A 26,126-nucleotide genomic window follows, 5' to 3' on the forward strand; every position below is an offset into this window, starting at 1 on the left:
TGCTCGCTTCCCGAGCCGCACGATTGGCGACCATGTCTCTGTTTCCTACTTCGCTCCGTACCCTTCTTACGGCCAGCCTGCTTGGCCTCGCGCTGATCATTCCGTCTTTGCATGCCGCCGAACCGCCGAGCAGCGCCGATGTTCAGCGCAACTTGGATGGCCTGGCCGCACGCAAACTGGCCGAGCCTGATGCCTCGACTATCAAGCAGATCCTGGAAAACACCCTGGAACTGCTAGCGGAAAAAGGCGACGCCGAAGTTCGCTTGACCCAGCTCAAGCAAAAGCTCGCCGAGGCGCCAAAGCTCACCGCCGATAGCCAGCGCGACCTGGCCAAACTCAAAGCCAACCCGCCGGACGCTTTTCGCGAGCGTTACGGCGCGCTGAGCATTCCGCAGCTTGAACAAAAACTGACCGACATCAGCACCCAGCTCAGCGACTGGCAAAAAGCGCTGGCCGTGGCCAATAGCGACATTCTTACCGCGCAAACCCGGCCCGAACGCGCCCAGGCGGAGATCAGTAACGGGCAGACGCGCATGCAGGAGATCGGCAACCTGCTCAAGGTGGGCAAAGAGGCCAACAAGCCACTGAGCCCTGAACGCCGCGACCAACTGAACGCCGAGCAGGCAGCCCTGGTGGCAAAAATGGCCTTGCGCCGCGCCGAGCTGGCGGGCAACAACGTGCTGCAAGACTTGGGCAACATCCAGCGCGACTTGCTGGTGGAACGCATCGCCCGTGCCGAACAACGCAGCAATGACCTGCAAACCTTGATCAGCGAAAAACGCCGGGCGCAGTCGGAAAAAACCTTGGTGGAATTATCCAAGGAGGCGCAGAACGCCGGCTCCGACAGCGTGGTAGCCCTGGAAAGCGCTGAGAACCTCAAGCTCTCCGACTACCTGCTGCGCGCCACCGACCGCCTCAACGACCTGACCAAACAGAACCTGCTGACCAAGCAGCAACTCGACAGCGTCAACCAGGCCGATCAGTCGCTGGAAGAACAGATCAACGTGCTCAAGGGCAGCCTGCTGCTCTCGAAGATTCTTTATCAGCAGAAAGAATCGTTGCCGCAACTGACGATGAATCAGGACCTGGCCGACGAGATTGCCGACATCAGGCTCTACCAGTTCAACCTCGACCAGACCCGCGACCAATACGGCTCGCCGCAAGCCTATGTCGACAGTCTGTTGGCCAAACAACCTGCCGAGCAGGTGACGCCGGAGGTGCGCCGCACGCTGCTGGACCTGGCCAACACCCGCGCCGAACTGCTTGAGCGCTTGAGCCGCGAGCTCAATGCGCTGCTCAACGAATCGATCACCCTGCAACTTAACCAAAAGCAACTGCAAGCCACAGCCAAAGCCCTGCGCGCCACGCTTGAAGAGCAGATGTTCTGGATTCCGAGCAACAAGCCGTTGGACTTTTCCTGGCTGCGCGTGGCGCCGCGTTACCTGCAAAGTCAGCTCGCTGACCTGCCGTGGGGCGATGGGCTCAAGCAGTTGTTCGAAGCCCTGGGTGAGCGCCCGTGGTTCTTCCTGCCGCTGGCGTTGGTCAGTGGCCTGCTGATCTGGCAGCGCAGCACCATCTATCGCAAGCTCGGCGAACTGCACGAAGACATCGGCCACTACAAACGCGACAGCCAGCTGCACACGCCCTTGGCATTGCTGCTGAACATCTTGCTGGCTTTGCCGGTGTCGCTGCTGCTGGCGTTGGGCGGGCTGGCGCTGCGGGTGGATGCCCGTGGACTGAACGCCGCACTGGGCGGCGCGCTGCTGGAAATGGCCCAGGCCTGGCTGGTGTTCTACACGCTGTACCGCATTCTGGCGCCGGGTGGCATGGCCGAGCTGCACTTCCGCTGGCCGCGCCCGCAGGTGGCGTTTATTAGCAACCAGGTGCGCAAACTCGGGCTGGTGGTAATGGCCCTGGTCGCGGTGGTGAGCGTGGCTGAGCAGCAACCCGCCTCACTGGCCGAAGACGTGATCGGCATCATCATCGTGCTCACCTGCTTTTGCCTGATGACCTGGCTGCTGGGCAAATTGCTGCTCACCGAGCCGTTGCGTGAACACGCGTCACCGTTCCGTCTGGTGATCGGTACGGCGTTCACCCTGTTGCCGTTTGCGCTGATCATCGCGGTCGGCTTTGGCTACTACTACACCTCGCTCAAGCTCACGGATCGGCTGATCAACACCCTGTATTTGCTGATCGTCTGGCTGATTATCGAAGCCGCGTTCGTGCGCGGCCTGGCTGTGGCGGCACGGCGTCTGGCCTATGCCCGTGCCCTGGCGAAACGTCAGGCGCAGGCCAAGGAGAACGTCGACGGCGAAGAAGTGCCGGTGGAAACCGCGCGGCTGGACATCGAGCAGGTCAACCAACAGTCGTTGCGCCTGATTCGCCTGGCGCTGCTGTCCGGCTTTATCGGTTGCCTGTATTTGGTCTGGGCCGACCTGATCAGCGTGTTCGCCTACCTCGACAACGTCACCCTCTACCAATACGCCGCCGGCACGGGCGCTGCTGCCACGCAGTTGCCCATCAGCCTGCTGGATGTACTCGGCGCGCTGTTGATCATCGGCGTGACCATCGCCCTGGCCAATAACCTGCCCGGTCTGCTGGAAGTGTTGGTGCTGTCGCGCCTGTCACTGGCGCAAGGCAGCGCGTATGCCACCACCACGCTGCTTTCTTATGCGATTGCCGGCATCGGCATCGTCAGCACGCTGTCGACCCTGGGCGTGAGTTGGGACAAGTTGCAATGGTTAGTGGCGGCGCTGTCGGTCGGTATCGGTTTCGGTATGCAGGCGATTTTCGCCAACTTCATTTCCGGCATCATTCTGCTGTTCGAACGTCCGGTGCGCATCGGCGACCTTGTGACCATCGGCACCGTGACCGGCACGGTGAACCGCATTCGTATCCGCGCCACGCACATCACTGACGGCGACCGTAAAGCGGTGATCGTGCCGAACCAGACCATTCTGACCAGTCAGCTGATCAACTGGACGCTGACCGACACCATCACCCGCATCGTGCTGACCTTTAACGTGCAGCGCGGCTCGGACCTGGAGCTGGTGCGCAAGCTGATGCTGCAAGCCACCCAGGAAAACTCCCGCGTGCTGCGCGACCCGGCGCCCACCGTGCAACTGACCGCCTACGGCGCCAGCACCTTGGATCACGAGCTGAAAATTTATGTGCGCGAACTGGGCGACCGCGGCCTGGCCACCGACGAATTGAACCGCCGTATCGACCAGTTGTTCCGCGACAACAACATCAACTCCAGCTCCACGCCGAAGATGGAAATTTTCCTGACCAATGCCGAGGGAAAGGAACATCAGGTGGAAGCGGCTGAGGAAGCGCAAGCGCCAAAACCGGCGCCGTGACATTAAACCCATCGCGGCTAAAGCCGCTCCTACAGGTTTCGTGTTCTGTGGGAGCGGCTTTAGCCGCGATGCTGTTCGGCAGGTTTATTGACCCGTAGCTGGCGATAGCTGTCCACATCATTTCCGATCCCAGCCTTTTCGGACAACGCCTTTGAAAACCCTCGCCGATCTGAATTTCGATAACCGCTTCGCCCGTCTCGGCGATGCGTTTTCCACTGAAGTGCTTCCAGAGCCCATCGACGAACCACGTCTGGTGGTCGCCAGCCCGGCCGCCATGGCGCTGCTGGATCTGGACCCAAACGAAGCGGAGAAAGCGGAATTCGCTGAAATCTTCGCTGGCCACAAACTCTGGGAAAGCGCCGAGCCGCGCGCCATGGTGTATTCCGGTCACCAGTTCGGCTCGTACAACCCGCGCCTGGGCGACGGTCGTGGGCTGCTGCTGGGCGAGGTGGTAAACGATGCGGGCGAGCATTGGGATTTGCACCTCAAGGGAGCCGGGCAAACCCCGTACTCGCGCATGGGCGATGGCCGTGCGGTGTTGCGTTCCTCGATCCGCGAGTTCCTTGCCTCTGAAGCCATGCACGCGCTCGGTATTCCCAGCAGCCGCGCGCTGTGTGTGGTGGGGTCGAGCACACCGGTGTGGCGCGAGAAGAAAGAAACGGCGGCCATGGTGCTGCGCATGGCCCCCAGCCATGTGCGCTTCGGCCACTTCGAGTACTTCTATTACACCAAGCAGGAAGAACAGTTGAAGGTGCTCGGCGAGCACGTGCTGCGCAGCCATTTTCCCCAGTGCCTGGAGCAACCGGAGCCGTACCTGGCGATGTTCCGCGAGGTGCTAGAGCGCAACGCCGAAATGATCGCCTACTGGCAGGCCTATGGCTTCTGCCACGGGGTGATGAACACCGACAACATGTCGATTTTAGGCATCACCTTCGACTACGGCCCGTTCGCCTTTCTCGACGACTTCGACGCGCGCTTTATCTGCAACCACTCCGACGACAGCGGCCGCTACTCCTTCAGCAACCAGGTGCCCATCGCGCACTGGAACCTGTCGGCGCTGGCCCAGGCGCTCACGCCGTTTATCAGCGTTGAAGCGCTGCGCGAAACCCTCAACCTGTTCCTGCCGCTGTACCAGGCGCACTACCTCGACCTGATGCGTAAACGCCTGGGCCTGTACCAACCGCATGATGACGACAACGGCCTGATCGAACGGCTGTTGCAGCTGATGCAGACCAGCCCGGTCGACTACAGCCGTTTCTTCCGCGAACTGGGCGACAGCGCCCCGGCCGATGCGTTGAAACGCTTGCGCGAAGACTTCGTCGACCTGGCCGGCTTCGACGCCTGGGCCGCCGACTACCTCGCCCGCTGCGGCGATCTAGACGTCGCCGAGCGGCGCACGCGGATGCACGCGGTCAACCCGAAATACATCCTGCGCAACTACCTGGCACAGCAAGCGATCGAAGCCGCCGAACGCGGTGACTACAGCGAAGTGCGGCTGCTGCACGAGGTATTGAGCAAGCCGTTTGACGAGCAGCCGGGCATGGAACGGTTCGCCGAGCGGCCGCCGGAGTGGGGGAAGCATTTGGAAATCAGCTGCTCTTCGTGATTACACGCCGGGCCGCTGGTCGTCGGCCATACTGCGTTGCTCCCTCACCTCACATGCTCACGTAGTTGACTACGCTGCGCTGTTCGGCTCGGGTGCGCCTTGTCTGGCCTTAGCCCAGCGGCCCTACCTCGGCGTCTATAAAAAGCCAATCGAGCCCCATCCGCACATGCTCATGGGTGCTATCAATCAAAGGCAGCGGCGCCTCGCAGCCTTCGAGTAGCAGACCAATTTCCGTACAGCCCAAAATCGCCGCCTCGGCGCCCTGGGCTTTCAGTTCGGCCAGGCAATCGAGGTAGTAGCGTTGCGACGCTTCCGGAAACTGGCCCAGGCAGAGCTGCTGAAAAATGATTCGGTCAATTTCGGACTGCGCTTCGAGCGCAGGCACCAGTACCTCGATGCCGAAGCGTTCGCTGAGGCGGTCACGGTAAAACGTTTCCTGCATGGTGAAGCGTGTGCCGAGCAGCGCCGCTTTCCGGATCCCTTGCGTTTGCAACGCTTGCCCCACCGCATCGCCGATGTGCAGCAACGGAATGCCTACCGCCGCCTCGATGGCCGGCGCCACTTTGTGCATGGTGTTTGTCGCCAGTAGCAATGCGGTCGCGCCAGCGCTTTGCAGGCCTTTGGCGGCCTGCGCCAACACTTCGCCGGCGCCCTGCCAGTCACCACTTTTTTGCATGGCGGCTATCTGGGCGAAATCTACTGAATGCAGCAATAGCGGCGCGGAATGCAGCCCGCCGAGCTGGTCGCGAACGCCTTCGTTGAGCAGGCGGTAATACGTGACAGTCGATTCCCAACTCATGCCGCCTAGAACGCCGAGGGTCTGCATGGTGATCTCCTTGTTGTGAACCTGAAGGCTAGTGGGTTCGCAGGCGGGTACACAGATACAGCAACGGGTTGAGGCGGCGGCACAGTCAAGCGCATCGCGGCTAAAGCCGCTCCTACAACGGCATGTCTTCAGCGCCATGCTTGTAACCGCTAAATTCCTAGATGGCATATAAACCTGCCCAATCAGTCTTAGACTCTCTAAGCAAAGCTCTCTATCGTTGCGCCACCGAACGGCTAACCGCTCGCCCCGCTTAAGGCTCCGCTGTAGATGAAAATCCGCGAACTCGATTACTCCGCAAGCCCTCTCAATACCGAACACCAGGCAATGGGCTTGCCGCCGGTTGAAGACTACGTCTCCCATCCCGCCAATCACCCGGTATTGCGCATTGCCATGTGGCTGGCGGTGGCGATTCTGGTGAGCCTGCTGGGCTTTCTGGCGTGGCGCCTGTTCTTTGGTAACCACGAGAGCAGCGGCCTGGAAATTATCGAGGGCGCGCTGACCAGCCCGCTGTTCTGGAGCGCGGTGGCCGTGGGCTTTTTCGCCCAGGCTATCGATGGCGCGTTGGGCATGGCCTACGGCATTACAGCGACCACCTTCTTGCTCAGCGCGGGCGCCTCGCCTGCTGCGGCCAGCGCCAGCGTGCACATCGCCGAAGTGTTCACCACGGGCCTGTCTGGCATCTCCCACGTGAAGCTGGGCAACGTAAACAAGTCGCTATTTTTGCGTTTGCTGATTCCCGGCATGATCGGTGCCGTGCTCGGCGCGGTGATCATCACCCAGTTCGACGGCAAGGTGCTCAAGCCCTTTATTTCTGCGTACTTGCTGATCATGGGCCTGTACATCCTGCGCAAGGCGTTCAAGCACATCGTGGAAAAACGCGAGCCCAAACACATCGCCAAGCTGGCGCTGTTTGGTGGTTTCGTTGATGCAGCGGGTGGCGGCGGCTGGGGTCCGGTGGTTACCACGACGCTGATTGGCTCGGGCAGCGACCCGCGCACCACCATCGGCTCGGTGAACTTCGCCGAGTTCTTCCTGACCATCGCCAGCGCCACCTCGTTCATTCTGCTGGCCGGCCAACCGAGCACCTGGTTGCTGGTGGCGGGTTTGGTGTTCGGCGGCTTGTTCGCCGCGCCCTTCGCGGCCTTGCTGTGCAAAAAGCTGCATGCGAAAACGTTGCTGATCATGATCGGCAGCCTGATCACGCTGATCAGCGCGTACAACATCTATATCGGTCTCACCGCTTGAAAGCGCCGGCCTGCGGCTCCAGATAGCGCGTATAGCCTCTGGAGTCAGACATGTCCGACCCTCTCGTCATTCCCTGCCCGCACTGCAACGGCCTTAATCGCATTCCTTCCGACCGCACCGGCGACAGCCCGCGCTGCGGCCGCTGCAAAGAGCCGGTGTTGCTGAGCACGCCGTTCGATCTCACCCAAGCCAGCTACGCCAGCCAGATTAAAGGCGACCTGCCGCTGCTGGTGGACGTGTGGGCCAGTTGGTGCGGCCCGTGCCAGGCGTTTGCGCCGACGTTCAAGCAAGCCGCCGGGCAGTTGCTCGGCCGGGCGCGCCTGGCCAAGCTCGACAGCGAAGCCAACCAACAGCTCTCCGCGCAGTTGGGCATTCGCTCGATTCCAAGTTTGCTGCTGTTCAAAAACGGCAAAGAAGTCGCACGCCAAAGTGGCGCGATGCCACTGGCGCAACTGCTCGGCTGGTTGAAAACCCAGGGCGTGTGACGTCACTTTTAGTCAGGCGCAGCGAGCGCCGCGGTCATTGTGGTGCGCCGGCTACACGCTAGGCTGGGGCCTTCCCTAATAAGAAGAGACTCCGGCCATGGCATTTCCCCTTGAGGTTGCGCGGCAGCTCACTGAAGAGCAGATCGCGTTCGTCAAACGCAGCCAGTTGAAGGCCGAGGTGCTGGAGCCAGGCTTTGTGCGGTTGTGCATGCCACTGGCCGGCAACCAGAACCATATCGGCAGCATGTACGCCGGCGCCCTTTTCACCCTCGCGGAAATACCCGGCGGCGCGCTGTTTCTCACCAGCTTCGACACCCAGCGCTTCTACCCGATCATCAAGGAAATGAACCTGCGCTTTCGCCGTCCGGCGACCGGCGATATCCGCGTGGAAGCGCGCCTGGACGCCGCCGACATCGAGCGTCTGCAAGCCGAAGCCGCCGAAACGGGCAAGGCCGAGTACGTATTGGAGTTGGCGCTGGTGGATGACAGCGGTGAGGTGGTGGCGCAGAGCCGAGGGCTGTACCAACTGCGCAAGCACTAAGCGCGGGCTTAGCGGCCGAGCAGCTCGGCCAGGCCGACGTCCATCGGTGTTGGCTCGCCGACGTGGTAGCGGCTTAGCAGCCGCCCGTTGTTGGCTCGGGAATGACGGATGTCGCCGTCACGTGCCGGCGCGTACGAGACGGCAGGCAAATCGCCAACCACAGCGCGAATATGCTCCAGCAACTGGTTGAGGCTGGTGGCGCGATTAAGGCCCACGTTGGCCGCGCCCTCTTCTGCGCCGGGCAGTTCCAGTGCCTGCACCAGCAGGTCGATCAGATCACCCACATAAAAGAAATCGCGGGTCTGCTCGCCGTCCCCGAATACGGTGATCGGCAGCCCTTGCTGGGCGCGCTGAATAAAGATGCTGATGACCCCGGAATACGGCGAAGAAGGATCCTGCCGTGGGCCAAAAATATTGAAAAAGCGGAAGATCGCCGGCTCAAGGCCGTGCTGGCGGCGATAGAAGTCCAGGTACTGCTCGCTGGCCAATTTGTCGACGGCATACGGGGTGAGCGGCGCTTTTGGCGTATCTTCATCAATCGCCAAGCCCTCGCCGTTGTTGCCATACACCGCCGCGCTGGAGGCAAACAGCACGCGCTTCACGCCGTGTTGGCGCATGGCCTCACACACATTCAGGGTGCCGACAAAATTGCTCTGGTGCGTGCTCACCGGATCGTCCACCGAGGCCTGCACCGAGGCCACTGCGGCCAAGTGCACCACGGCCTGGCAGCCTTGCACCGCCTGTGTCACTAACGCCGCATCGGCCACGCTGCCAACGCGCAATTCCAGCCGTGGGTTGTCCAGCGGCAGATTGCTGCGCTTACCCATCGATAGATCATCCAACACGCGCACTGCATAGCCTTTGGCCAACAGGGCATCGACGAGGTTGGAGCCGATAAAACCAGCGCCCCCGGTAATCAGAACGGGACGATCAGGCATGGCGGTAATAACGGTCCAGAAGACTCGGCAAGCCGGCACGCCAGGCGCGCGGTTTGATGCCAAAGGTGTGGAGAATTTTCTTGCAGGCCAGCACGGCGTGCTGCGGTTCGTCAGCCGCATCCGGGCGCGCGGCGTGGGCTTGAGCGCCCACTTCCTGTACCGCCAGTTGCCGGAAGTTACGGGCTTCGGTGAGCACCGCCTGGCCGAGGGCCAGCGAGGTGGTCGCTTCGTAACCACCGTAGTGGTACGTGCCCCACAGCGGCGCCTGGCAGTCGAGTTGCTTGATGACGGCAATAAGCACACGGGCCGCGTCGTCGATGGGCGTCGGATTGCCGCGTCGATCATCGGCCAGAAACAGCTCCGACTCGTGCTCGGCGCGGGCCAGAAAACGGCCCAGCAAGCCATCGACACTGGCGTCGAGCAACCAGCCAAAGCGAATCAGCACATGCCGTGGGCACGCCGCCCGCACGCTCTGTTCAATGCGCCACAACGCCTGACCACGCAGACCAAGCGGTACCTGCTCTTCCTTTTCGCTGTAGGCAGTCGCGCGCGAACCGTCGAAAACGCGGTAGCTCGACGGCTGAACCAGGCGAATGGAGTGATGTTGGCAAAGTTCGGCGAGGCGCTCGACGGCGCGCTCTTGCGGGGCGAAACGCTCGGCGCCCACCGTTTCGGCCTGAAACCAGTCGAAGTAGTACGCGAGGTTTACCACCACGTCGGGACGGGTTTCATCGAGCAACAAGGTCAGGCTGGTGGCATCCCAGCCGCCCTCGGGGGGGCGCGGCGCGAGGAAGCCGATATCATCTTCGGCTCCCAGGCGGATCAGCGCCTGCCCAAGGGCATTGCCGCCGCCCAGAAGCATCAGGCGCATTTGCATACGTCAGAAATGCCTGATCAGAACGGAATGTCGTCGTCGAAGCTGTCGTAGTTCGGCGCTGGCTGGGCCGCCGGTTGCGGTGCCGGGCGCGACTCGCGCGGCGCTTGCTGCTCGCGCTGCTGCGGTGCTGGACGCTGTTGACGGGGGGCGGAATCGCCACCGCCGTTATCAGGACGGCCGCCCAGCAGCTGCATGGTGCCCTGCATGTCGACGATGATTTCGGTGGTGTAGCGTTTTACGCCGTCTTTTTCCCACTCGCGGGTTTGCAGTTTGCCTTCGATGTACACCTGCGAACCTTTGCGCAGGTATTCGCCGGCGATTTCAGCGACCTTGCCGAACAGCGCGACACGGTGCCATTCGGTTTTTTCGACTTTCTGGCCGCTCTGCTTGTCGGTCCACTGCTCGCTGGTAGCCAGGCTCAGGTTGGTGACCGCGTTGCCGTTGGGCATGTAGCGTGTTTCCGGGTCCTGGCCGCAGGTTCCGACCAGAATGACTTTGTTAACCCCACGGGCCATAACGTTCTCCTAGGAATCGGCACGCGCGTCGAGCAAAGCGTCGAGCGCGGGGCGATCCAATTGTTCGGAATCGAATTTGATATACACGGCGGCTTCGTCAGCCACCACAACTGCATCTGTTACTCCGGTCACTGCTACAAGGCGCTCGACCAAGCCAGCATCGCGCACCGCAGCGGGCGAAAGCGGCAAGCGCAGGCTAGTGACATACGGAGGTTCGCGCATAGTAACAGCAATAATCAGCCAGATCCCACAGAGGGCAGCACATCCTAAGAACACCGTATCCAGGCCGCCGTGCTGGAACAACCAGCCGCCCAGAATGCCGCCCAGCGCCGCGCCGAGGAACTGGCTGGTGGAGTAAACGCCCATCGCCGTGCCCTTGCCGCCAGCCGGCGAAACCTTGCTGATCAGCGACGGCAGCGAGGCCTCCAGCAGGTTGAACGCGGTGAAGAACACCACGGTACCGACCACTAATTCGTGCAAGGTGCCATCGGCCAGCCAGAAGAACACTTCGCAGCCCAGCAGCACAGCAACGGCGCCGAGCAGTACGCGCTTCATCTGGCGCTTTTTCTCGCCATAAATAATGAAGGGGATCATGGCGAAGAAACCGACCAGCAGCGCGGTCAGGTATACCCACCAGTGCTGTTCTTTCGGCAGTTCGGCGCGCTCGACCAAAGCGAGCGGTAATGCGACGAAACTGGCCATCAATACCGCATGCAAAACGAAGATGCCCACATCCAGGCGCAACAAGTCCGGGTGGCGCAGGGTTTTGCCGAGGGCGTCTTTCGCCACACCGGATTCACGGTGCTGCAACGGCCCGGCCGAGCGCGGCACCCACCAGGCCACCAGCACAATGCCCACCAGCGCCATGGCGGCGGTGGCCAGAAACAGGCCCGACAACCCGAAGGCGCGCGTGAGCAGCGGCCCCACCACCATCGCCACCGCGAACGACAAACCGATGCTCATGCCAATCATGGCCATCGCTTTGGTACGGTGTTGCTCGCGGGTCAGGTCGGACAGCAGCGCCATCACGGCGGCGGAAATCGCCCCGGCGCCTTGCAGCACGCGACCGGCGATCACGCCCCAGATGGAGTCGGCATTGGCGGCCAGCACGCTACCCGCCGCAAAAACGATGAGACCAAAATAAATGACCGGACGGCGGCCGATGCGGTCAGAGATGATGCCGAAGGGAATCTGCAAGACGGCCTGGGTCAGCCCGTAGGCGCCGATGGCAAGACCGATCAGTGCCGGCGTTGCGCCGGCCAGGTCCATGCCATAGGTGGCCAGCACCGGCAGGACCATGAACATGCCAAGCATTCGGAACGCAAAGACCAGCGACAACCCACTCGCTGCGCGGGTTTCGCTGCCACTCATGCGTTCGCTGTGCGGATCGTGCATGGAAGTACCTCAAGAAAATGCGCGCCGATTCTAACAGCCCGTATCCGGCATCGCACAGGCCGGCGCTTCCGGCTGGCTTGACAAGGCCCGTATACTCATCCGTTTTCGCCCGCCAAGCGAGGCTGCAATTGGACAAGATCCTGATTCGTGGGGCCCGAACCCACAACCTGAAAAATATCGACCTGACCCTGCCACGGGACAAACTGATCGTCATCACCGGCCTTTCCGGCTCTGGTAAATCTTCTTTGGCCTTCGACACGCTGTATGCCGAAGGTCAGCGCCGCTATGTCGAGTCGCTGTCGGCGTACGCGCGGCAATTTCTGTCGATGATGGAAAAGCCCGATGTCGACACCATCGAAGGCCTGTCGCCGGCAATTTCCATCGAGCAAAAATCCACGTCGCACAACCCGCGCTCCACCGTCGGCACCATCACCGAAATCTACGACTACCTGCGCCTGCTCTACGCCCGAGTGGGTACGCCGCGTTGCCCGGACCACGATCTACCGCTGGAAGCGCAAACCGTCAGCCAGATGGTCGACCAGGTATTGGCCCTGCCCGAAGGCAAAAAGCTGATGCTGCTGGCGCCGATCATTCGCGAGCGCAAAGGCGAGCACCTGGCCGTTTTTGACGAGCTGCGTGCCCAGGGTTTCGTGCGTGTGCGGGTGAACGGCAAGCTGTATGAGCTGGACGAACTGCCCAAACTGGATAAACAGAAGAAGCACTCCATCGACGCCGTGGTCGACCGCTTCAAAGCCCGTGGCGACCTGCAGCAGCGCCTGGCCGAGTCGTTTGAAACCGCGTTGAAGCTGGCAGACGGCCTGGCGTTCGTGGCGCCGATGGACGACGAAGAAGGGGAGGAAATGGTCTTTTCCGCGCGCTTCGCCTGCCCGGTGTGCGGCCACTCCATCAGCGAGCTGGAACCCAAGCTGTTCTCCTTCAACAACCCGGCCGGCGCCTGTCCGACCTGCGACGGCCTGGGCGTGAAGCAGTTTTTCGACACCAAACGCCTGGTCAATGGCGAGCTGACCCTGGCCGAAGGCGCCATTCGCGGCTGGGACCGGCGCAACGTTTATTACTTCCAGATGCTCGGCTCGCTGGCCAAACACTTCGGCTTCAGCCTCGACAAGCCGTTCGACAGCCTCAGCACCGAGCACAAGAAAGTCATCTTGAGCGGCAGCGGCAGCGCCAACGTCGACTTCCGCTACCTGAACGACCGTGGCGACATCGTTAAACGCGCCCACCCGTTCGAAGGCATCGTGCCGAATCTGGAGCGGCGCTACCGGGAAACCGAATCGACCACCGTGCGTGAAGAACTGGCCAAGTTCCTCAGCACCCAGCCGTGCCCGGATTGCCGTGGGACGCGCCTGCGCCGTGAAGCGCGGCACGTGTTTGTCGGCGAGCGCAACTTGCCGGCCGTCAGTGGCCTGCCGATTGGCGATGCCACGGAATACTTCGGCAGCCTGGCCCTGACCGGGCGCAAAGGCGAGATCGCCGAGAAAATCCTCAAGGAAATTCGCGAGCGCCTGCAGTTTCTGGTCAACGTCGGCCTCGACTACCTGACCCTCGACCGCAGCGCCGACACCTTGTCCGGAGGTGAAGCGCAGCGTATCCGCCTGGCCAGCCAGATCGGCGCGGGCCTGGTGGGGGTGATGTACATCCTCGACGAGCCGTCGATTGGTCTGCACCAGCGCGACAACGAACGCTTGCTGGCGACCCTGCGGCACCTGCGCGACATCGGCAACACGGTGATCGTGGTCGAGCACGATGAAGACGCCATTCGCATGGCCGACTACGTGGTCGATATTGGCCCCGGCGCGGGCGTGCACGGCGGCAACATCGTCGCTGAGGGCACCGCTGCAGAAGTCATGGCGCACCCGGATTCGCTGACCGGCAAGTACCTGTCCGGGCGCACCAAAATCCAGTACCCGGCCAAGCGCACGCCGCGCGACAAGAAGCTGTCGCTCAAGGTCAAAGGCGCACGCGGCAACAACCTGCGCAACGTCGACCTGGAAATTCCGATTGGCCTGCTCACCTGCATCACCGGGGTTTCCGGCTCGGGCAAATCGACGCTGATCAACAACACGCTGTTCCCCCTCAGCGCCACTGCGCTGAACGGTGCGACCACGCTGGAAGCGGCGCCGCACGACAGCATCGACGGCTTGCAGCATCTGGATAAGGTCGTCGACATCGACCAGAGCCCGATTGGCCGCACCCCGCGTTCCAACCCGGCGACCTATACCGGCTTGTTCACGCCGATTCGCGAACTGTTTGCCGGTGTGCCGGAAGCGCGCTCGCGCGGCTACGGGCCAGGACGTTTCTCCTTCAACGTCAAAGGCGGCCGCTGTGAAGCATGCCAAGGCGATGGCCTGATCAAGGTGGAAATGCACTTCCTGCCGGACATCTACGTGCCGTGCGACGTGTGCAAGAGCAAGCGCTACAACCGTGAAACCCTGGAAATCAAATACAAAGGCAAGAACATCCACGAAGTGCTGGAAATGACCATTGAAGAAGCGCGACCGTTCTTCGATGCCGTGCCGGCGCTGTCGCGCAAGCTGCAAACCCTGGTGGATGTGGGCCTGTCGTATATCAAGCTGGGGCAATCGGCGACCACGCTCTCGGGCGGGGAAGCGCAGCGGGTAAAGCTGTCGCGCGAGCTATCCAAGCGCGACACCGGCAAGACCCTGTACATCCTCGACGAACCCACTACCGGCCTGCACTTTGCCGACATTCAGCAACTGCTCGACGTGCTGCATCGCCTGCGCGACCACGGCAACACAGTGGTGGTGATCGAGCACAACCTGGACGTGATCAAAACCGCGGACTGGCTGGTCGATCTGGGCCCGGAAGGCGGTTCACGCGGCGGGCAGATCATTGCCTGCGGCACGCCGGAAGAAGTTGCCGAGATGCCGCAATCGCATACCGGTCACTTCCTCAAGCCGTTGCTGGAGCGTGATAAAGCGTGATGTTCGCGCCATAAAAAAACCGGGCCATGTGCCCGGTTTTTTTATGGCCATCGGCACCCTGTAGGAGCGGCTTTAGCCGCGATGTTCCTAGCGTCAAAAGCATCGCGGCTAAAGCCGCTCCTACAGATGACCGAGGGCCTACGCCTGGCCGTCGCGATCCCGATAGCCCAGCAGATACAGCACGCCGTCCAACCCAAGGGTCGAAATCGCCTGCTTGGCCGACTGTTTCACCAGCGGCTTGGCGCGGAAGGCAACGCCCAAACCGGCAATCGCCAGCATCGGCAAGTCGTTGGCGCCGTCGCCCACGGCGATGGTTTGCTCCAGGCTCACGCCTTCCTGTTCGGCCAGCTGACGCAGCAAATCGGCTTTGCGCTGAGCGTCGACAATCGGCTCGATCGCCACGCCGGTCAGTTTGCCGTCTTCGATCTGCAGCTCGTTGGCAAACACGTAATCAATGCCCAGTTTGGCTTGCAGTTGCTTGGCGAAATAGCTGAAGCCGCCCGAGAGAATCGCGGTTTTGTAGCCTAGGCGCTTGAGTTCGGTGAACAGCGTTTCGGCGCCTTCGGTCAGGCGCAGCGAGGCGCCAATGGCGGCCAGTTCGCTTTCCGGCAGGCCTTTGAGCAAGGCCAAACGCTCTTTGAAGCTGGCGCGGAAATCCAGTTCGCCGCGCATGGCGCGCTCGGTGATTTCCGATACTTTCTCGCCCACGCCCGCCACCTTGGCCAGCTCGTCGATCACTTCCGCTTCAATCAGCGTCGAGTCCATGTCGAACACCGCCAGGCGGCGGTTGCGGCGGAATACCGAGTCTTGCTGGAAGGCGATATCAACGTTCAGTTCCTGCGCGACGCTGAGGAACTCGGCCCGCAGCGCGCCCGGATCGGCCGGCTCACCGCGCACGGAAAACTCGATGCAGCCTTTGCTCTGGTCGGCGGGCGTGTCGAGCGGCATACGCCCGGAAAGACGGTCAATGTGGTCGATGTTCAAGCCGTATTTGGCGGTGATCGAACTCACGCGCTGCAATTGCTCGGCAGTCACGCGGCGCGTCAGCAGGGTAACGATGTGCCGGGCTTTGCCCTGGCCGCTGACCCATTGCTGGTAGTCGGCCTCGGAGACGGGCGTGAAGCGCACTTGCTGATCAAGTTTGTAGGCGGTGAACAGCACGTCCTTGAGCACCACGGAGCCCTGCTCGGTGCCGGGAATTTCCACCAGAATGCCGAACGACAAGGTGTTGTGGATAACGGCCTGGCCGATGTCGAGAATGTTCACGCCACCCTGCGCCAGCACGCCAGTAATGGCGGCCGTCAGACCCGGGCGATCTTCGCCGGTGATATTGATCAGAACGATTTCGCGCAAGGCGGACCTCCACAAGGCACGGCAGAAGCGTCAACGCATTGCCCATATAGGGCGCACACAGGGCGTTGAGGGTGAGGAAAAGGCGCACATTCTAACCACTTTCACCGCTATACGGGCACGCACAGCGCTTTGCCCTCCCCCATGCCCTCGTTATACTGCGCGCCAATTCCATTTCGAAAAGAGCCGCGCTCTGTGAACCGGCCCGCGCCTGTAAAACCCGACAACTTCTTCCTGCTGATCTTCCACGCGCTGCGCCAGCGCCGCGTGCCGTTGGCCTTGCGCATTGCCAGTCACAGCCTGTTGCTGGTGGCCGCGGCGCTGGTCATCTATGCCTTAGTGATGGGCATGCAGTTCAAGCAGGCGATGCAGCAGCAAGCCGATGCGCTGGGCCAGAGCCTGACCATTCAAACGGCCGCCTCGGCCACCGAGCTGCTGGTGTCCAACGACATTCTCAGCCTCAACGTGCTGCTCAATAACCTGGTGAAAAACCCGCTGGTGGCCCACGCCGCTATTTATAGCGTCGACAACCGCATCCTCGCCGAAGCCGGCTCGCGGCCCACGCAGAGCATGTTGGGTGAAACCGAAGGCCTGTATTCCACGCCCATTACCTTTCAGGAAGTGATCGCTGGCCACTTGCGCATCAGCCTGGACATGCAGCAATTCCAGCAGCCCATGACCATCAGCCTGCAAAGCATGGGCTTGCTCAGCCTGATTCTGCTGGCCCTGACCTTGAGCCTGAGCCTGCGCCTGGGACGTCACATTTCCACGCCGCTGATGCAGCTGCGCCTGTGGCTGCGCGACCCGGATGATCCGGCGCCCGCTGCTGGTCGCAACGATGAAATCGGCGATCTGGCCCGCCAGCTGCAATCGCGCCTGGTGCCGGAGAAACCGAAACCGGTCGCGCCGCCAGAGCCTGAATATGACGAGGACGACTACGAAGACGACGAGCGCACCTTCGCCGAAGACGACGACGCCTACGTAGACGAAGATGCCGACGACGAGCCTGAATTCGAAGTGCGCGACCTGCGCGATGACAGTTACGACAGCGACGATGACGACCTGCGCGAGCCACCGCGCCGCGTGCAATCACCGCTGCGGGTAAAACCGATTCAGGCGCCGCTGGACGAAGACGACCCGTTCGCCGACCTGCAGGATCCTGTGCTCGATGTTGAAGAAGACGATTACGCCCCCGAGCAAAACAAGCCTGAGCTGACTGCCGTACTGGCCATTCAGCTCGGCGCCCAAGAACAACTGCGCCGCTTGCCGCGTGCGCGCTTGATGGATCTGCTGCAACGCTATCGCGACTGCCTCGACCAGGCTGCCTCGCTGTACAACGGCGTGCTGCACACCCTGAAAGACGGCAGCAGCCTGATGCTATTCAACAGCGACGACAGCGGCGAGGATTACCTCACCCACGCCATCTGCTGCGGCGAGCTGATGCGCGCCCTCGGCCATGCCCTGCAAATCGAAGTGGCCGACAGCGGCATCACCCTGCAACTGCAGCTCGGCCTTACCGCCGGCGAAGACCTCGGCGACCTTAGCCAAGGCGACCTGCTGCTCAGCGACACCGCGCAAGATGCGCTGGCGCTGTCGCAACACAGCCGCAACCTGCTGCTCGTCGAGCGCAGCATTGGCGACGACGTGCTGTTGCGCCAACGCGTACGCATTCGTCCGATCGCCAGCCCGGAAGGCGCGTGCTGCGTCGAGCGTTTGCTGGAACCGTACCCGTCACTGCTTGAACGCCAACTGGCGCGCATGCACGAACAACCCGCGCGTCCTTGACCACCCTTATCACCCACCCGCTGCCCGTCCTGGCCATTGGCCTGGCGCTGGGCAGCCGGGTTATCCCCACGCGTCTGCTGTTGGCCGGCATGCTCGCCGCCTGCCTGCCGGATGCCGACGTGCTGGCATTCAAATTCGGCATCGCTTACGCCGACAGCTTTGGCCATCGCGGCGCCAGTCACTCCCTGCTGTTTGCCGCACTGATAGGCGTGCTGGGCCTGATATTCGCGCCACTGCTCAACAGCGGCCGGATCAAAGCAGGCGTGTTCCTGGCGCTGGCCGCCGCCTCCCACAGCGTGCTCGATGCCTTCACCAACGGCGGCCTGGGCGTCGCGTGGTTATGGCCCTGGAGCGAACAACGCTTCTTCGCGCCCTGGCGGCCGATTGCCGTGTCGCCGTTTATCAACGGCTTCTTCAGCGAACGCGGGCTGGCGGTACTGGCGTCTGAGGCGCGGTGGGTGTGGTTGCCGTGTGCGGTTGTGGCGGTGACCGGAATCGTCGCCCGCAAGGCAATCAGACGGTAGGAGACGGACAGGCCGAGCTCTTATAAATGGCGGCCGTTACTCGGTCGAGGGTTTCGGGGCTGAGGTCAGGCAAGGCGCCCCGGAGCTTTTGAGCGCAGCGTACTCAAGTACGTGAGCACCAAAAGCGAGGATGCAACGCAGCATGGCCGACGCCCCAGAAGCCGGTCGGATGAGCCAAAAAAAGCCCCGCACTTGGCGGGGCTTTTTATTGGGCATCAATCAGTAGTCAGGTTTGGCGCGCAGATTCTGCTCAGCCGACTTGGCCAAATCCGGCGGCAAGAAATCTTTGTCCGGGTTGTAGTCGGGCTTGAGGAAGCGCGCCAGCGTTTCCAGATCCGCCGGGCTCAAGGTACCAGCGGCCTGCTTCAGGCGCAGGTTGTCGAGAATGTAGTCGTAGCGCGCGTTGTTGTAGTTGCGCACCGAACTGTAGAGCTGACGCTGGGCGTCGAGCACGTCGACGATGTTGCGCGTACCCACCTGGTAGCCGATTTCGGTGGCTTCCAGGGCGCTCTGGTTGGAGATGATCGACTGCTTACGCGCCTGCACGGTTTCCACGTCGGTGTTCACCGCGCGGTGCAGGTTGCGGGTGTTTTCCACCACCTGGCGACGCAGGCTTTCGCGCTGCTGCTCGGCCTGGTTCAGCCGCTGGTAAGCCTCACGCGCTTGCGAACTGGTGAGGCCGCCGCTGTAGATCGGGATATTCAGTTGCAGGCCAATGCTGCGTTGCTCAACGTCGCCGTTATAACGCGGCGCGCCAAAGGTGCCGCTGTTGACGTAGCCCAAGCTGTCGTTGTCGCCGCGCTGGTATTGCGCCACGGCATCAACGGTCGGCGCGTGGCCGGCCTTGCGTTGACGCAGGGTTTCTTCGGCTGCATCAACGGCAAAGTTGCTGGCTTGCAGGTTGAGGTTCTGCTGGGCGGCGGTGTCGACCCAAGCTTTAGCGTCGTTCGGCGCAGGGGCCAGCACCGGCAACGTGTGCTTGATGCCTTCAACCGAGTTGTAGTCGTGGTTGGTCAGGGTAATCAACGACTGGAACGAATCGTCTACCGAGCGCTGCGCCAGAATGCGGTTGGCGCGGGCGGTGTCGAAGCTGGCCTGGGCTTCGAGCACGTCGGTTTTATCCGAGAGGCCGACATCGAAGCGCTCATTCGCCTGGTCGAGCTGGCGCTGGAACGCCGCTTCTTCGGCCTTGGTCGAGGCCAGGTTGTCCTGCGCGCGCAGCACAGCGAAATACGCTTCAGCGGTTTGCAGAATCAGGTTCTGTTCGGTGGCGGACAGTTCCAGCGAGGCTTGCTCGTCAATGGCTTCGGCGGCTTGGAGTTGGAACCAGCGGTCGGCGCGGAAAATCGGTTGGCTCAGGGTCGCCTGGTACACGGTGCCGCTGCGGCTCAGGCTCGGGTCACCGGCAGAAGTCTCGACCTTGGTGCGGCTGTTGCTCATGTTGGCGCCGCCGGAGATATTCGGCAGCAGCCCGGCGCGGGCCTGGGGCACCACTTCTTTACGGGCTTCATAGTCGGCGCGAGCGGCGGCCAGGTCGGCGTTGTTGTTGACCGCTTCCTGATAAACGCTCACCAGGTCTGTCTTGGCTGACAGGGGTGCTTCCGCTGCCCAGGCAGCGCCGCTTGATGCTGAAGCCACGGCAAGTGCCAGGGAAAGTCTGCGCAGCATGCTAATCATCCTAATTGGTGTGGCCCCTGAACCAGCGGCAGCGGGGCGGTGATGGGCAAGGCTAAGGGGCGCGATGCAGGGGGTCAAGCGCCCTGAACGCGCCGTGAGTGTAGTTTGCGACAAGCTATGTTGCTTGCCCGCAACAATCATCTTTAGGCGACGTTGGCGTCGTCACGATCCGACGCATCAGTCAGACTTTTTTGACTTCGGGGTTGGTTTTCTTCCGCCCCTTGTTTAGAGTGGCCGAGTTCTTGTCGGGGTGCCTTGAGTGAAAGGCTGAGATCGGTTAATCCGGATCCCGTTGAACCTGATCAGGTTAACGCCTGCGTAGGGAACAAGATTGCTCGCCTGCCGTCCGTTTGCGAGTCCTCTGGCACCAGCCCCGGTGCACCTCTGCCCCTTCAGGTCCACTCCGACAATCCCGTTCAGGATGACGTTGGAGAGCCTTGATGAGCACAAAACAACAACTAAAAAACTTGAGCGAGAGCGCCCAGGTCGATCAGCAATCGGTACAACCCTTCACCCGCTCGCAGAAGATTTACGTGCAGGGCTCGCGCCCGGACATTCTCGTGCCGATGCGGGAAATCAGCCTTGACGTCACCCCGACCGGGTTTTCAGGGACAGAGAGCGGTGGAGAGATTAACGCCCCCGTTCTGGTGTACGACACCTCTGGCCCCTACACCGACCCCGCCGTGCAAATCGACGTGCGCAAAGGCCTCGCCGACATTCGCTCGCCGTGGATCGAAGCCCGTGGCGACACCGAGCGCCTGCCCGGCCTTAGCTCCCATTTTGGCCAGGAACGCCTGAGCAATCCTGAACTCACGGCCATGCGCTTTGCCCACGTGCGCAACCCGCGCCGCGCCAAAGCGGGCGCCAACGTCAGCCAGATGCACTACGCACGCCAGGGCATCATCACCCCGGAGATGGAGTTCGTCGCCATTCGCGAGAACATGAAACTCCAGGAACACCGCGCCGCCGGCCTGCTCGACCAACAGCACCCCGGTCATAGCTTCGGCGCCAGCATTCCCAAAGAAATCACCGCCGAGTTCGTGCGCGAAGAAATCGCCCGCGGCCGCGCCATCATTCCCGCCAACATCAACCACGTCGAACTGGAGCCAATGATCATCGGCCGCAACTTCCTGGTGAAGATCAACGGCAACATCGGCAACAGCGCCTTGGGTTCTTCTATTGAAGAAGAAGTGGCCAAGCTGACCTGGGGCATTCGCTGGGGTTCGGACACGGTCATGGACTTGTCCACCGGCAAGCACATTCACGAAACCCGCGAATGGATCATCCGCAACTCGCCCGTGCCCATCGGCACCGTGCCGATCTACCAGGCGCTGGAAAAGGTCGGCGGCGCGGCCGAAGACCTGACCTGGGAGTTGTTCCGCGACACCCTGATCGAACAAGCCGAACAAGGCGTGGACTACTTCACCATTCACGCTGGCGTGCTCTTGCGCTACGTGCCGCTGACCGCCAAACGGGTGACCGGCATCGTTTCGCGCGGCGGCTCGATCATGGCCAAGTGGTGCCTGGCGCACCACAAAGAGAACTTCCTGTACACGCACTTCGACGACATCTGCGAAATCATGAAGGCCTACGACGTGTCGTTCTCCCTTGGCGACGGCCTGCGCCCCGGCTCGATTGCCGACGCCAACGACGCCGCGCAGTTCGGTGAACTGGAAACCCTCGGCGAGCTGACCAAAATCGCCTGGAAGCACGACGTGCAATGCATGATCGAAGGCCCCGGCCACGTGCCGATGCAACTGATCAAAGAGAACATGGACAAGCAGCTGGAGTGCTGTGACGAGGCGCCGTTCTACACCCTCGGCCCGCTGACTACCGACATCGCACCGGGCTACGACCACATCACTTCCGGCATCGGCGCCGCCATGATCGGCTGGTTCGGCTGCGCCATGCTCTGCTACGTCACGCCCAAGGAACATCTGGGCTTGCCGAACAAGGATGACGTGAAGACCGGCATCATTACCTACAAGATCGCGGCCCACGCCGCCGACCTTGCCAAGGGCCATCCGGGTGCGCAAATCCGCGACAACGCGCTTTCAAAGGCGCGGTTCGAATTCCGCTGGGAAGATCAGTTCAACCTCGGCCTGGACCCCGACACGGCGCGCGCCTACCACGACGAAACCTTGCCCAAGGACTCGGCCAAGGTGGCGCATTTCTGCTCCATGTGCGGGCCGAAATTCTGCTCGATGAAAATCACCCAGGAAGTGCGTGAATACGCCGCCAATCAACGCATCGAGGCGGTGGATATCGACGTGCAGCAAGGCATGCAGGAGCAGGCTGAGCGGTTCAAGCAGGAAGGTAGTCAGCTTTACAAAAAAGTCTAAGGCGGCAGCAACGTCCCCCCCTCACCCCAACCCTCTCCCGCGAGGGGAGAGGGGGCGGATCGAGGCTACGGCGAACATTTGCGACACCTCAACGATCAGTCCCCTCGCTCCAGCGGGGAGAGGGCTAGGGTGAGGGGAACCGGCCAGCCAGCCGAACCCCACACTCACCACCAACGCGTCCCCCGAGAACAAAAAGCCGTGAACACACCCAGCACCTATTCCCCCGATCTCGCCGTCCCGGCCAACCAGCGCGTGTTCGGCGCACGTGATCTGTTTTCCCTGTGGTTTTCCCTCGGCATCGGCCTGATGGTGCTGCAAACCGGCGCCCTCCTCGCCCCCGGCCTGGGCCTGGCCTTCGGCTTGTTGGCAATCGCCCTGGGCACCGCCGTCGGCGTGTTGCTGCTGGCGGCCGTTGGCGTGATTGGCAGCGACACCGGCCTGGCCTCCATGGCCGCGATCAAACTCAGCCTCGGCAACCAGGGCGCCAGCCTGCCGGCGCTGTTGAATTTGCTGCAGCTGATTGGCTGGGGCTCGTTCGAAATCATCGTGATGCGCGACGCCGCCAGCCTGCTGGCCACCCGCGCGTTCGGCGAAGAGAGTCTTTGGACGCAGCCGCTGCTCTGGACCCTGTTGTTCGGTGCGCTCGTCACCTTGCTAGCCGTTACTGGGCCGCTCACGTTCGTGCGGCAAGTGCTGCGCAAGTGGGGCATCTGGCTGTTGCTCGGCGCCTGCGTTTGGCTGACCTGGAACCTGTTCGCCAAAGCCGATCTCGCCACCCTGTGGGCGCAGCGCGGTGACGGCACGTTGCCATTCGCCCTTGGTTTCGACATCGCTATCGCCATGCCGCTGTCGTGGCTGCCGCTGATTGCCGACTACTCGCGCTTCGGCAAACGCGCCGGCAGCGTATTCGGCGGCACCGCCGTGGGTTTCTTTATTGGCAACGTGTGGCTGATGGGCCTGGGCGTGGCGTACACCCTGGCGTTCGCGCCGAGCGGTGAAGCGAACGCGCTGCTGCTGGCATTGGCAGGGGCAGGCCTGGGTATTCCGTTGCTGCTGATTTTGCTGGATGAATCGGAAAACGCGTTCGCCGACGTTCACTCGGCTGCCGTTTCCAGCGGCACGTTTGTGCGCGTGAAAGTGGAGCATCTGGCGCTGGCCATCGGCGTGATATGCACCGTGATCGCCTGCGTGGCCCCGCTGGCGCAGTACCAGAATTTCCTGCTGTTGATCGGTTCGGTATTTGCGCCGCTGTTCGGCGTGGTGCTGGTCGACCACTTCATCCTGCGTCGCCGCGCCAGCGCGGTTATGCAGCACGCTCTGCGCTGGTCTGCGTTGGCAGCGTGGGCGGGTGGCGTGGCGACTTACCATCTGCTGGCTAACTTCTATCCAGAACTGGGCGCGACGTTACCGGCGCTGATCGTGGCGGGCGTGTTGCAGTTTGCGTTGGGCAGCGTGAGCGCCAGAATGGTGGCAGCGCGGGCGTAAAAAGCTCGCGGCTGAAGCCGCTCCTACAGGTTTGCGGTTCCTGTGGGAGCGGTTGGGCGGCATTCCGATTAGCCGCGATGCGTTTCGAGTTAGCCGCGACCCGGGAAATACTGCGGCTTAACAATGCCATTCAAACGCGGGTACGGAATTTTCAACTCCGGATGCCCGGAAGCGTACGGCGCAATGCTGTACACGTCGTACATCAGGCTGACGGCGCCGAAGGTCAGGCCAATGTTGTCGGTACGCAGGAACGGCCAGGTTTTGATGAATTCAGGATCCTGGTCGAGCTTGTTGGCCATCAACCAGCCTTTGTGCGCCAACTCGGCCGCTTGCCAGAAGGCCGCTTCCTGGCCCGGAATCAGAATGTCTTGCAGGGTCAGCACTTTGTGCAATTTGCGGTCGTAGTTGATCAACTGCCGACCTGGCATGCCGTGGGCGCCGCCGGTGAACAGGTAGCTCGACAATTCGATAATCACCAGGCCGTCATGCTGCTCGCGTACTTTGGCTTGCAGGTAGCTCGACCAACCCGGCTCGGCTGATTGCAGAAAGCTTTTTTCGTAGCTCTGCAGGGTGGCCGGCAAGGTGGCGTCGGGGGTGTTGATGGTCATCTGGCGCAGACGCTGGTCAATCAAGGCGGTCAGTTGCGGCTCGTCGGCAAAGCTCACGGTGTCGATATTGACCAACGGGCAATCGCTGCCTTGGCAACCCGGCTGAGTGTGTTCCCAGGCCGTGCGTTTAACGTCCAGCTTGTCGGTCAAGTCGGGCTGAAACAGGCTGGCGCAGCCGCCGAGCAGCAGGGCCAGAGCGAGCGGTGAACAGGCTTTCAACAGGGACATGGCATTCCTTGGCGGAGGCAAATTTACGCGGGTGGAAAACAGCAAGTGTCGGGCTTCGACTGCCGTTGCCGACATGAGTTCGGCGTTTGTGGCTTTTGCGCAGGCGGCTATCCTCTCAGCCCGTCGGCATTCTTGAAAGGGGCTGCGGTGCTCGCCGAGGCAAGCTAGGATGACAGCAATCGACGTTTCAGTAGCGAATAGGTAACCGATGACCAAGACCTTCACGCCAGGCCCGGATGACGTAGAAATCATTGAGCGGGAAAACTGCTTCAAGGGTTTCTACAAGGTCGACCGCCTGCACCTGCGCCATCGCCAGTTCTCCGGTGAGATGGGCCCGAAAATCAGCCGCGAGCTGTTCGTGCGCCACGACGCGGTCTGCGTGCTGCCGTACGACCCCAAGGCCGACAACGTGGTGCTGATCGAACAATTTCGCGTCGGCGCCATGACCAAAGGCGTCAATCCGTGGCTGCTGGAACTGGTGGCCGGGTTGATCGACAAGGATGAGCAGCCCGAAGAAGTCGCCCGCCGTGAAGCGGTGGAAGAAGCCAATCTGGAGTTGGGTGCCTTGTGGCCCCTGCCCTCGTACTTCCCTTCGCCAGGCGGTTCGGATGAAAAAGTGCACCTGTACATCGGTCGCTGCGACAGCAGCAATGCCGGCGGGGTGCACGGTTTGGAAGAAGAAGGCGAAGACATACGCGTGCACGTAGTGCCCTTCGAAGACGCCCTGGCGGCGGTTCGCGATGGGCAGATTTATAACGCGGCGACGATCATTGCCATTCAATGGCTGGCACTTAACCGTGCTGAAGTGAGGGGAATGTGGGCGTAACCCTGCTGCGCGACCGCTACCGCGTCGACCTGATCGAACTGCAAGCCGCCTGCGAGGCCAACTACGCGCGGCTGATGCGGCTGCTGCCGGCCATGCGCGACGAGCGCGGCTCGCGGCGCGTGGCGTTGAGCCAGGGCGAACGCTTGCTCGGTGTGCTGGCGCTGGATGTGTTGGAGGCTTGCCCCTACACCACCACGTTGCAGGTAAGGCAGGAACACAGCTTGCCGTGGTTGCCGATTCCACGGCTCGAAGTGCGCGTGTACCACGATGCGCGCATGGCCGAAGTGGTTAGCGCCGAGAATGCGCGGCGGTTTCGCAGCATTTACGCGTACCCCAATGCGGCGATGCATCAGCCGGATGAGAAAACCCAGTTGAACCTATTCCTCGGCGAATGGCTCAGTCATTGCCTGGCTTGCGGTCACGAACTGGAACCTGTGCGGTAGACGTCCCTGCGTTTAGCCCATGCGGCGTCACGCAGTGACGTTCTCGAAAGAGAACTTTTCGCTCTACCGCGCCACTTAACTGTGACCCATGTCCGCATCCTGCCTTTA

20 protein-coding genes and 1 riboswitch are annotated in these 26,126 nt (G+C 61.9%); of the genes, 12 read left to right on the forward strand and 8 right to left on the reverse strand.

The genetic code is table 11. From position 1 onward, the window contains the following. Nucleotides 1-32 precede the first annotated feature (32 nt). Nucleotides 33-3,359 (forward strand): mechanosensitive channel MscK, encoded by a 3,327-nt coding sequence (gene mscK, locus ACZZZU_RS11595; RefSeq protein WP_463550663.1) that lies wholly within the window; start codon nt 33-35, stop codon nt 3,357-3,359. Nucleotides 3,360-3,510: 151 nt separating this feature from the next. Beyond that, nucleotides 3,511-4,965: a protein adenylyltransferase SelO gene (gene selO, locus ACZZZU_RS11600; protein WP_463550664.1), complete on the forward strand. Its 1,455-nt coding sequence runs from the start codon at nt 3,511-3,513 to the stop codon at nt 4,963-4,965. A 109-nt stretch (nt 4,966-5,074) separates the two neighbouring features. Here selO and ACZZZU_RS11605 read toward each other — a convergent pair whose 3' ends face one another. Then, nucleotides 5,075-5,791 (reverse strand): aspartate/glutamate racemase family protein, encoded by a 717-nt coding sequence (locus ACZZZU_RS11605; protein ID WP_463550665.1) that lies wholly within the window; start codon nt 5,789-5,791, stop codon nt 5,075-5,077. Between the two features lie 267 nt (nt 5,792-6,058). On the opposite strand from ACZZZU_RS11605, the gene ACZZZU_RS11610 reads away from it, so the two are divergent. The 3 genes from ACZZZU_RS11610 (at nt 6,059) to ACZZZU_RS11620 (ending at nt 8,062) form a co-directional block, all read left to right on the forward strand. Continuing rightward, nucleotides 6,059-7,036: a sulfite exporter TauE/SafE family protein gene (locus ACZZZU_RS11610; RefSeq protein ID WP_463540207.1), complete on the forward strand. Its 978-nt coding sequence runs from the start codon at nt 6,059-6,061 to the stop codon at nt 7,034-7,036. A gap of 50 nt (nt 7,037-7,086) precedes the next feature. Continuing rightward, entirely contained in the window at nt 7,087-7,521 is a 435-nt protein-coding gene (gene trxC, locus ACZZZU_RS11615) for a thioredoxin TrxC (protein ID WP_463383939.1), read from the forward strand. 97 nt (nt 7,522-7,618) lie between these two features. Next, on the forward strand, nt 7,619-8,062 hold the full coding sequence (locus tag ACZZZU_RS11620; RefSeq protein WP_122493294.1) for a YiiD C-terminal domain-containing protein: 444 nt from the start codon (nt 7,619-7,621) through the stop codon (nt 8,060-8,062). A gap of 8 nt (nt 8,063-8,070) precedes the next feature. On the opposite strand, the gene ACZZZU_RS11625 is transcribed toward ACZZZU_RS11620, so the two are convergent. Genes ACZZZU_RS11625 through ACZZZU_RS11640 form a run of 4 tightly spaced genes read right to left on the reverse strand, consistent with a single transcriptional unit; the run spans nt 8,071 to nt 11,787 of the window. Next, nucleotides 8,071-9,000 carry an NAD-dependent epimerase/dehydratase family protein gene (locus ACZZZU_RS11625; RefSeq protein WP_463550666.1) on the reverse strand — a complete coding sequence of 310 codons (930 nt, stop codon included), beginning with the start codon at nt 8,998-9,000 and terminating at the stop codon, nt 8,071-8,073. Then, complete coding sequence (locus tag ACZZZU_RS11630) at nt 8,993-9,877, reverse strand: sugar nucleotide-binding protein (RefSeq protein WP_463550667.1); 885 nt, start codon at nt 9,875-9,877, stop codon at nt 8,993-8,995. The genes ACZZZU_RS11625 and ACZZZU_RS11630 overlap by 8 nt, the downstream gene beginning before the upstream one ends. Before the next feature lie 17 nt (nt 9,878-9,894). Then, nucleotides 9,895-10,392, reverse strand: a complete 498-nt coding sequence (locus ACZZZU_RS11635) for a single-stranded DNA-binding protein (protein ID WP_122449558.1) — start codon at nt 10,390-10,392, stop codon at nt 9,895-9,897. A 9-nt stretch (nt 10,393-10,401) separates the two neighbouring features. Beyond that, nucleotides 10,402-11,787, reverse strand: coding sequence for an MFS transporter (locus ACZZZU_RS11640; RefSeq protein WP_463383941.1), 1,386 nt, complete (start codon nt 11,785-11,787; stop codon nt 10,402-10,404). Between the two features lie 128 nt (nt 11,788-11,915). Between ACZZZU_RS11640 and uvrA the strand changes: the two genes are divergently transcribed. Then, on the forward strand, nt 11,916-14,750 hold the full coding sequence (gene uvrA, locus ACZZZU_RS11645; RefSeq protein ID WP_122493298.1) for an excinuclease ABC subunit UvrA: 2,835 nt from the start codon (nt 11,916-11,918) through the stop codon (nt 14,748-14,750). A 138-nt stretch (nt 14,751-14,888) separates the two neighbouring features. Here uvrA and serB read toward each other — a convergent pair whose 3' ends face one another. Beyond that, nucleotides 14,889-16,103 (reverse strand): phosphoserine phosphatase SerB, encoded by a 1,215-nt coding sequence (serB, locus tag ACZZZU_RS11650; protein ID WP_122493299.1) that lies wholly within the window; start codon nt 16,101-16,103, stop codon nt 14,889-14,891. 192 nt (nt 16,104-16,295) lie between these two features. Between serB and ACZZZU_RS11655 the strand changes: the two genes are divergently transcribed. Both ACZZZU_RS11655 and ACZZZU_RS11660 read left to right on the forward strand, forming a co-directional pair. Continuing rightward, nucleotides 16,296-17,885 (forward strand): AhpA/YtjB family protein, encoded by a 1,590-nt coding sequence (locus tag ACZZZU_RS11655; RefSeq protein WP_122493300.1) that lies wholly within the window; start codon nt 16,296-16,298, stop codon nt 17,883-17,885. Then, on the forward strand, nt 17,882-18,409 hold the full coding sequence (locus ACZZZU_RS11660; RefSeq protein ID WP_463550668.1) for a metal-dependent hydrolase: 528 nt from the start codon (nt 17,882-17,884) through the stop codon (nt 18,407-18,409). The genes ACZZZU_RS11655 and ACZZZU_RS11660 overlap by 4 nt, the downstream gene beginning before the upstream one ends. Nucleotides 18,410-18,628: 219 nt before the next feature. On the opposite strand, the gene ACZZZU_RS11665 is transcribed toward ACZZZU_RS11660, so the two are convergent. Beyond that, a complete protein-coding gene (locus ACZZZU_RS11665; RefSeq protein WP_463550669.1) occupies nt 18,629-20,077 on the reverse strand; it encodes a TolC family outer membrane protein in 1,449 nt (482 codons plus the stop codon). A gap of 245 nt (nt 20,078-20,322) precedes the next feature. Beyond that, nucleotides 20,323-20,428, forward strand: a riboswitch (TPP riboswitch). Nucleotides 20,429-20,526: 98 nt separating this feature from the next. Here ACZZZU_RS11665 and thiC point away from each other — a divergent pair. Together thiC and cytX are read left to right on the forward strand one after the other, a co-directional pair. Next, on the forward strand, nt 20,527-22,428 hold the full coding sequence (gene thiC, locus ACZZZU_RS11670; RefSeq protein WP_463383945.1) for a phosphomethylpyrimidine synthase ThiC: 1,902 nt from the start codon (nt 20,527-20,529) through the stop codon (nt 22,426-22,428). 198 nt (nt 22,429-22,626) lie between these two features. Continuing rightward, entirely contained in the window at nt 22,627-23,913 is a 1,287-nt protein-coding gene (gene cytX, locus ACZZZU_RS11675) for a putative hydroxymethylpyrimidine transporter CytX (RefSeq protein WP_463550670.1), read from the forward strand. An 89-nt stretch (nt 23,914-24,002) separates the two neighbouring features. Here the strand turns inward: cytX and ACZZZU_RS11680 are convergent, their stop codons facing one another. Next, nucleotides 24,003-24,749, reverse strand: coding sequence for an RsiV family protein (locus tag ACZZZU_RS11680; RefSeq protein ID WP_463550671.1), 747 nt, complete (start codon nt 24,747-24,749; stop codon nt 24,003-24,005). Between the two features lie 208 nt (nt 24,750-24,957). Between ACZZZU_RS11680 and ACZZZU_RS11685 the strand changes: the two genes are divergently transcribed. After that, on the forward strand, nt 24,958-25,575 hold the full coding sequence (locus tag ACZZZU_RS11685; protein ID WP_463550672.1) for an NUDIX domain-containing protein: 618 nt from the start codon (nt 24,958-24,960) through the stop codon (nt 25,573-25,575). Then, nucleotides 25,566-26,018: a DUF1249 domain-containing protein gene (locus tag ACZZZU_RS11690; RefSeq protein WP_122449547.1), complete on the forward strand. Its 453-nt coding sequence runs from the start codon at nt 25,566-25,568 to the stop codon at nt 26,016-26,018. The genes ACZZZU_RS11685 and ACZZZU_RS11690 overlap by 10 nt, the downstream gene beginning before the upstream one ends. The last annotated feature ends 108 nt before the right edge of the window (nt 26,019-26,126 follow it).

This window comes from Pseudomonas sp. AC136, from assembly GCF_979258585.1.

What these genes read in the sequence shown, in the direction of transcription:
- ACZZZU_RS11630 (WP_463550667.1), bottom strand. Translation starts at nt 9,877, where the DNA reads ATGCAAATGCGCCTGATGCTTCTGGGCGGCGGCAATGCCCTTGGGCAG.
- ACZZZU_RS11635 (WP_122449558.1), bottom strand. Translation starts at nt 10,392, where the DNA reads ATGGCCCGTGGGGTTAACAAAGTCATTCTGGTCGGAACCTGCGGCCAG.
- ACZZZU_RS11685 (WP_463550672.1), top strand. Translation starts at nt 24,958, where the DNA reads ATGACCAAGACCTTCACGCCAGGCCCGGATGACGTAGAAATCATTGAG.
- ACZZZU_RS11610 (WP_463540207.1), top strand. Translation starts at nt 6,059, where the DNA reads ATGAAAATCCGCGAACTCGATTACTCCGCAAGCCCTCTCAATACCGAA.
- thiC (WP_463383945.1), top strand. Translation starts at nt 20,527, where the DNA reads ATGAGCACAAAACAACAACTAAAAAACTTGAGCGAGAGCGCCCAGGTC.
- mscK (WP_463550663.1), top strand. Translation starts at nt 33, where the DNA reads ATGTCTCTGTTTCCTACTTCGCTCCGTACCCTTCTTACGGCCAGCCTG.
- ACZZZU_RS11680 (WP_463550671.1), bottom strand. Translation starts at nt 24,749, where the DNA reads ATGTCCCTGTTGAAAGCCTGTTCACCGCTCGCTCTGGCCCTGCTGCTC.
- ACZZZU_RS11640 (WP_463383941.1), bottom strand. Translation starts at nt 11,787, where the DNA reads ATGCACGATCCGCACAGCGAACGCATGAGTGGCAGCGAAACCCGCGCA.
- ACZZZU_RS11620 (WP_122493294.1), top strand. Translation starts at nt 7,619, where the DNA reads ATGGCATTTCCCCTTGAGGTTGCGCGGCAGCTCACTGAAGAGCAGATC.
- ACZZZU_RS11605 (WP_463550665.1), bottom strand. Translation starts at nt 5,791, where the DNA reads ATGCAGACCCTCGGCGTTCTAGGCGGCATGAGTTGGGAATCGACTGTC.
- ACZZZU_RS11665 (WP_463550669.1), bottom strand. Translation starts at nt 20,077, where the DNA reads ATGCTGCGCAGACTTTCCCTGGCACTTGCCGTGGCTTCAGCATCAAGC.
- trxC (WP_463383939.1), top strand. Translation starts at nt 7,087, where the DNA reads ATGTCCGACCCTCTCGTCATTCCCTGCCCGCACTGCAACGGCCTTAAT.
- ACZZZU_RS11625 (WP_463550666.1), bottom strand. Translation starts at nt 9,000, where the DNA reads ATGCCTGATCGTCCCGTTCTGATTACCGGGGGCGCTGGTTTTATCGGC.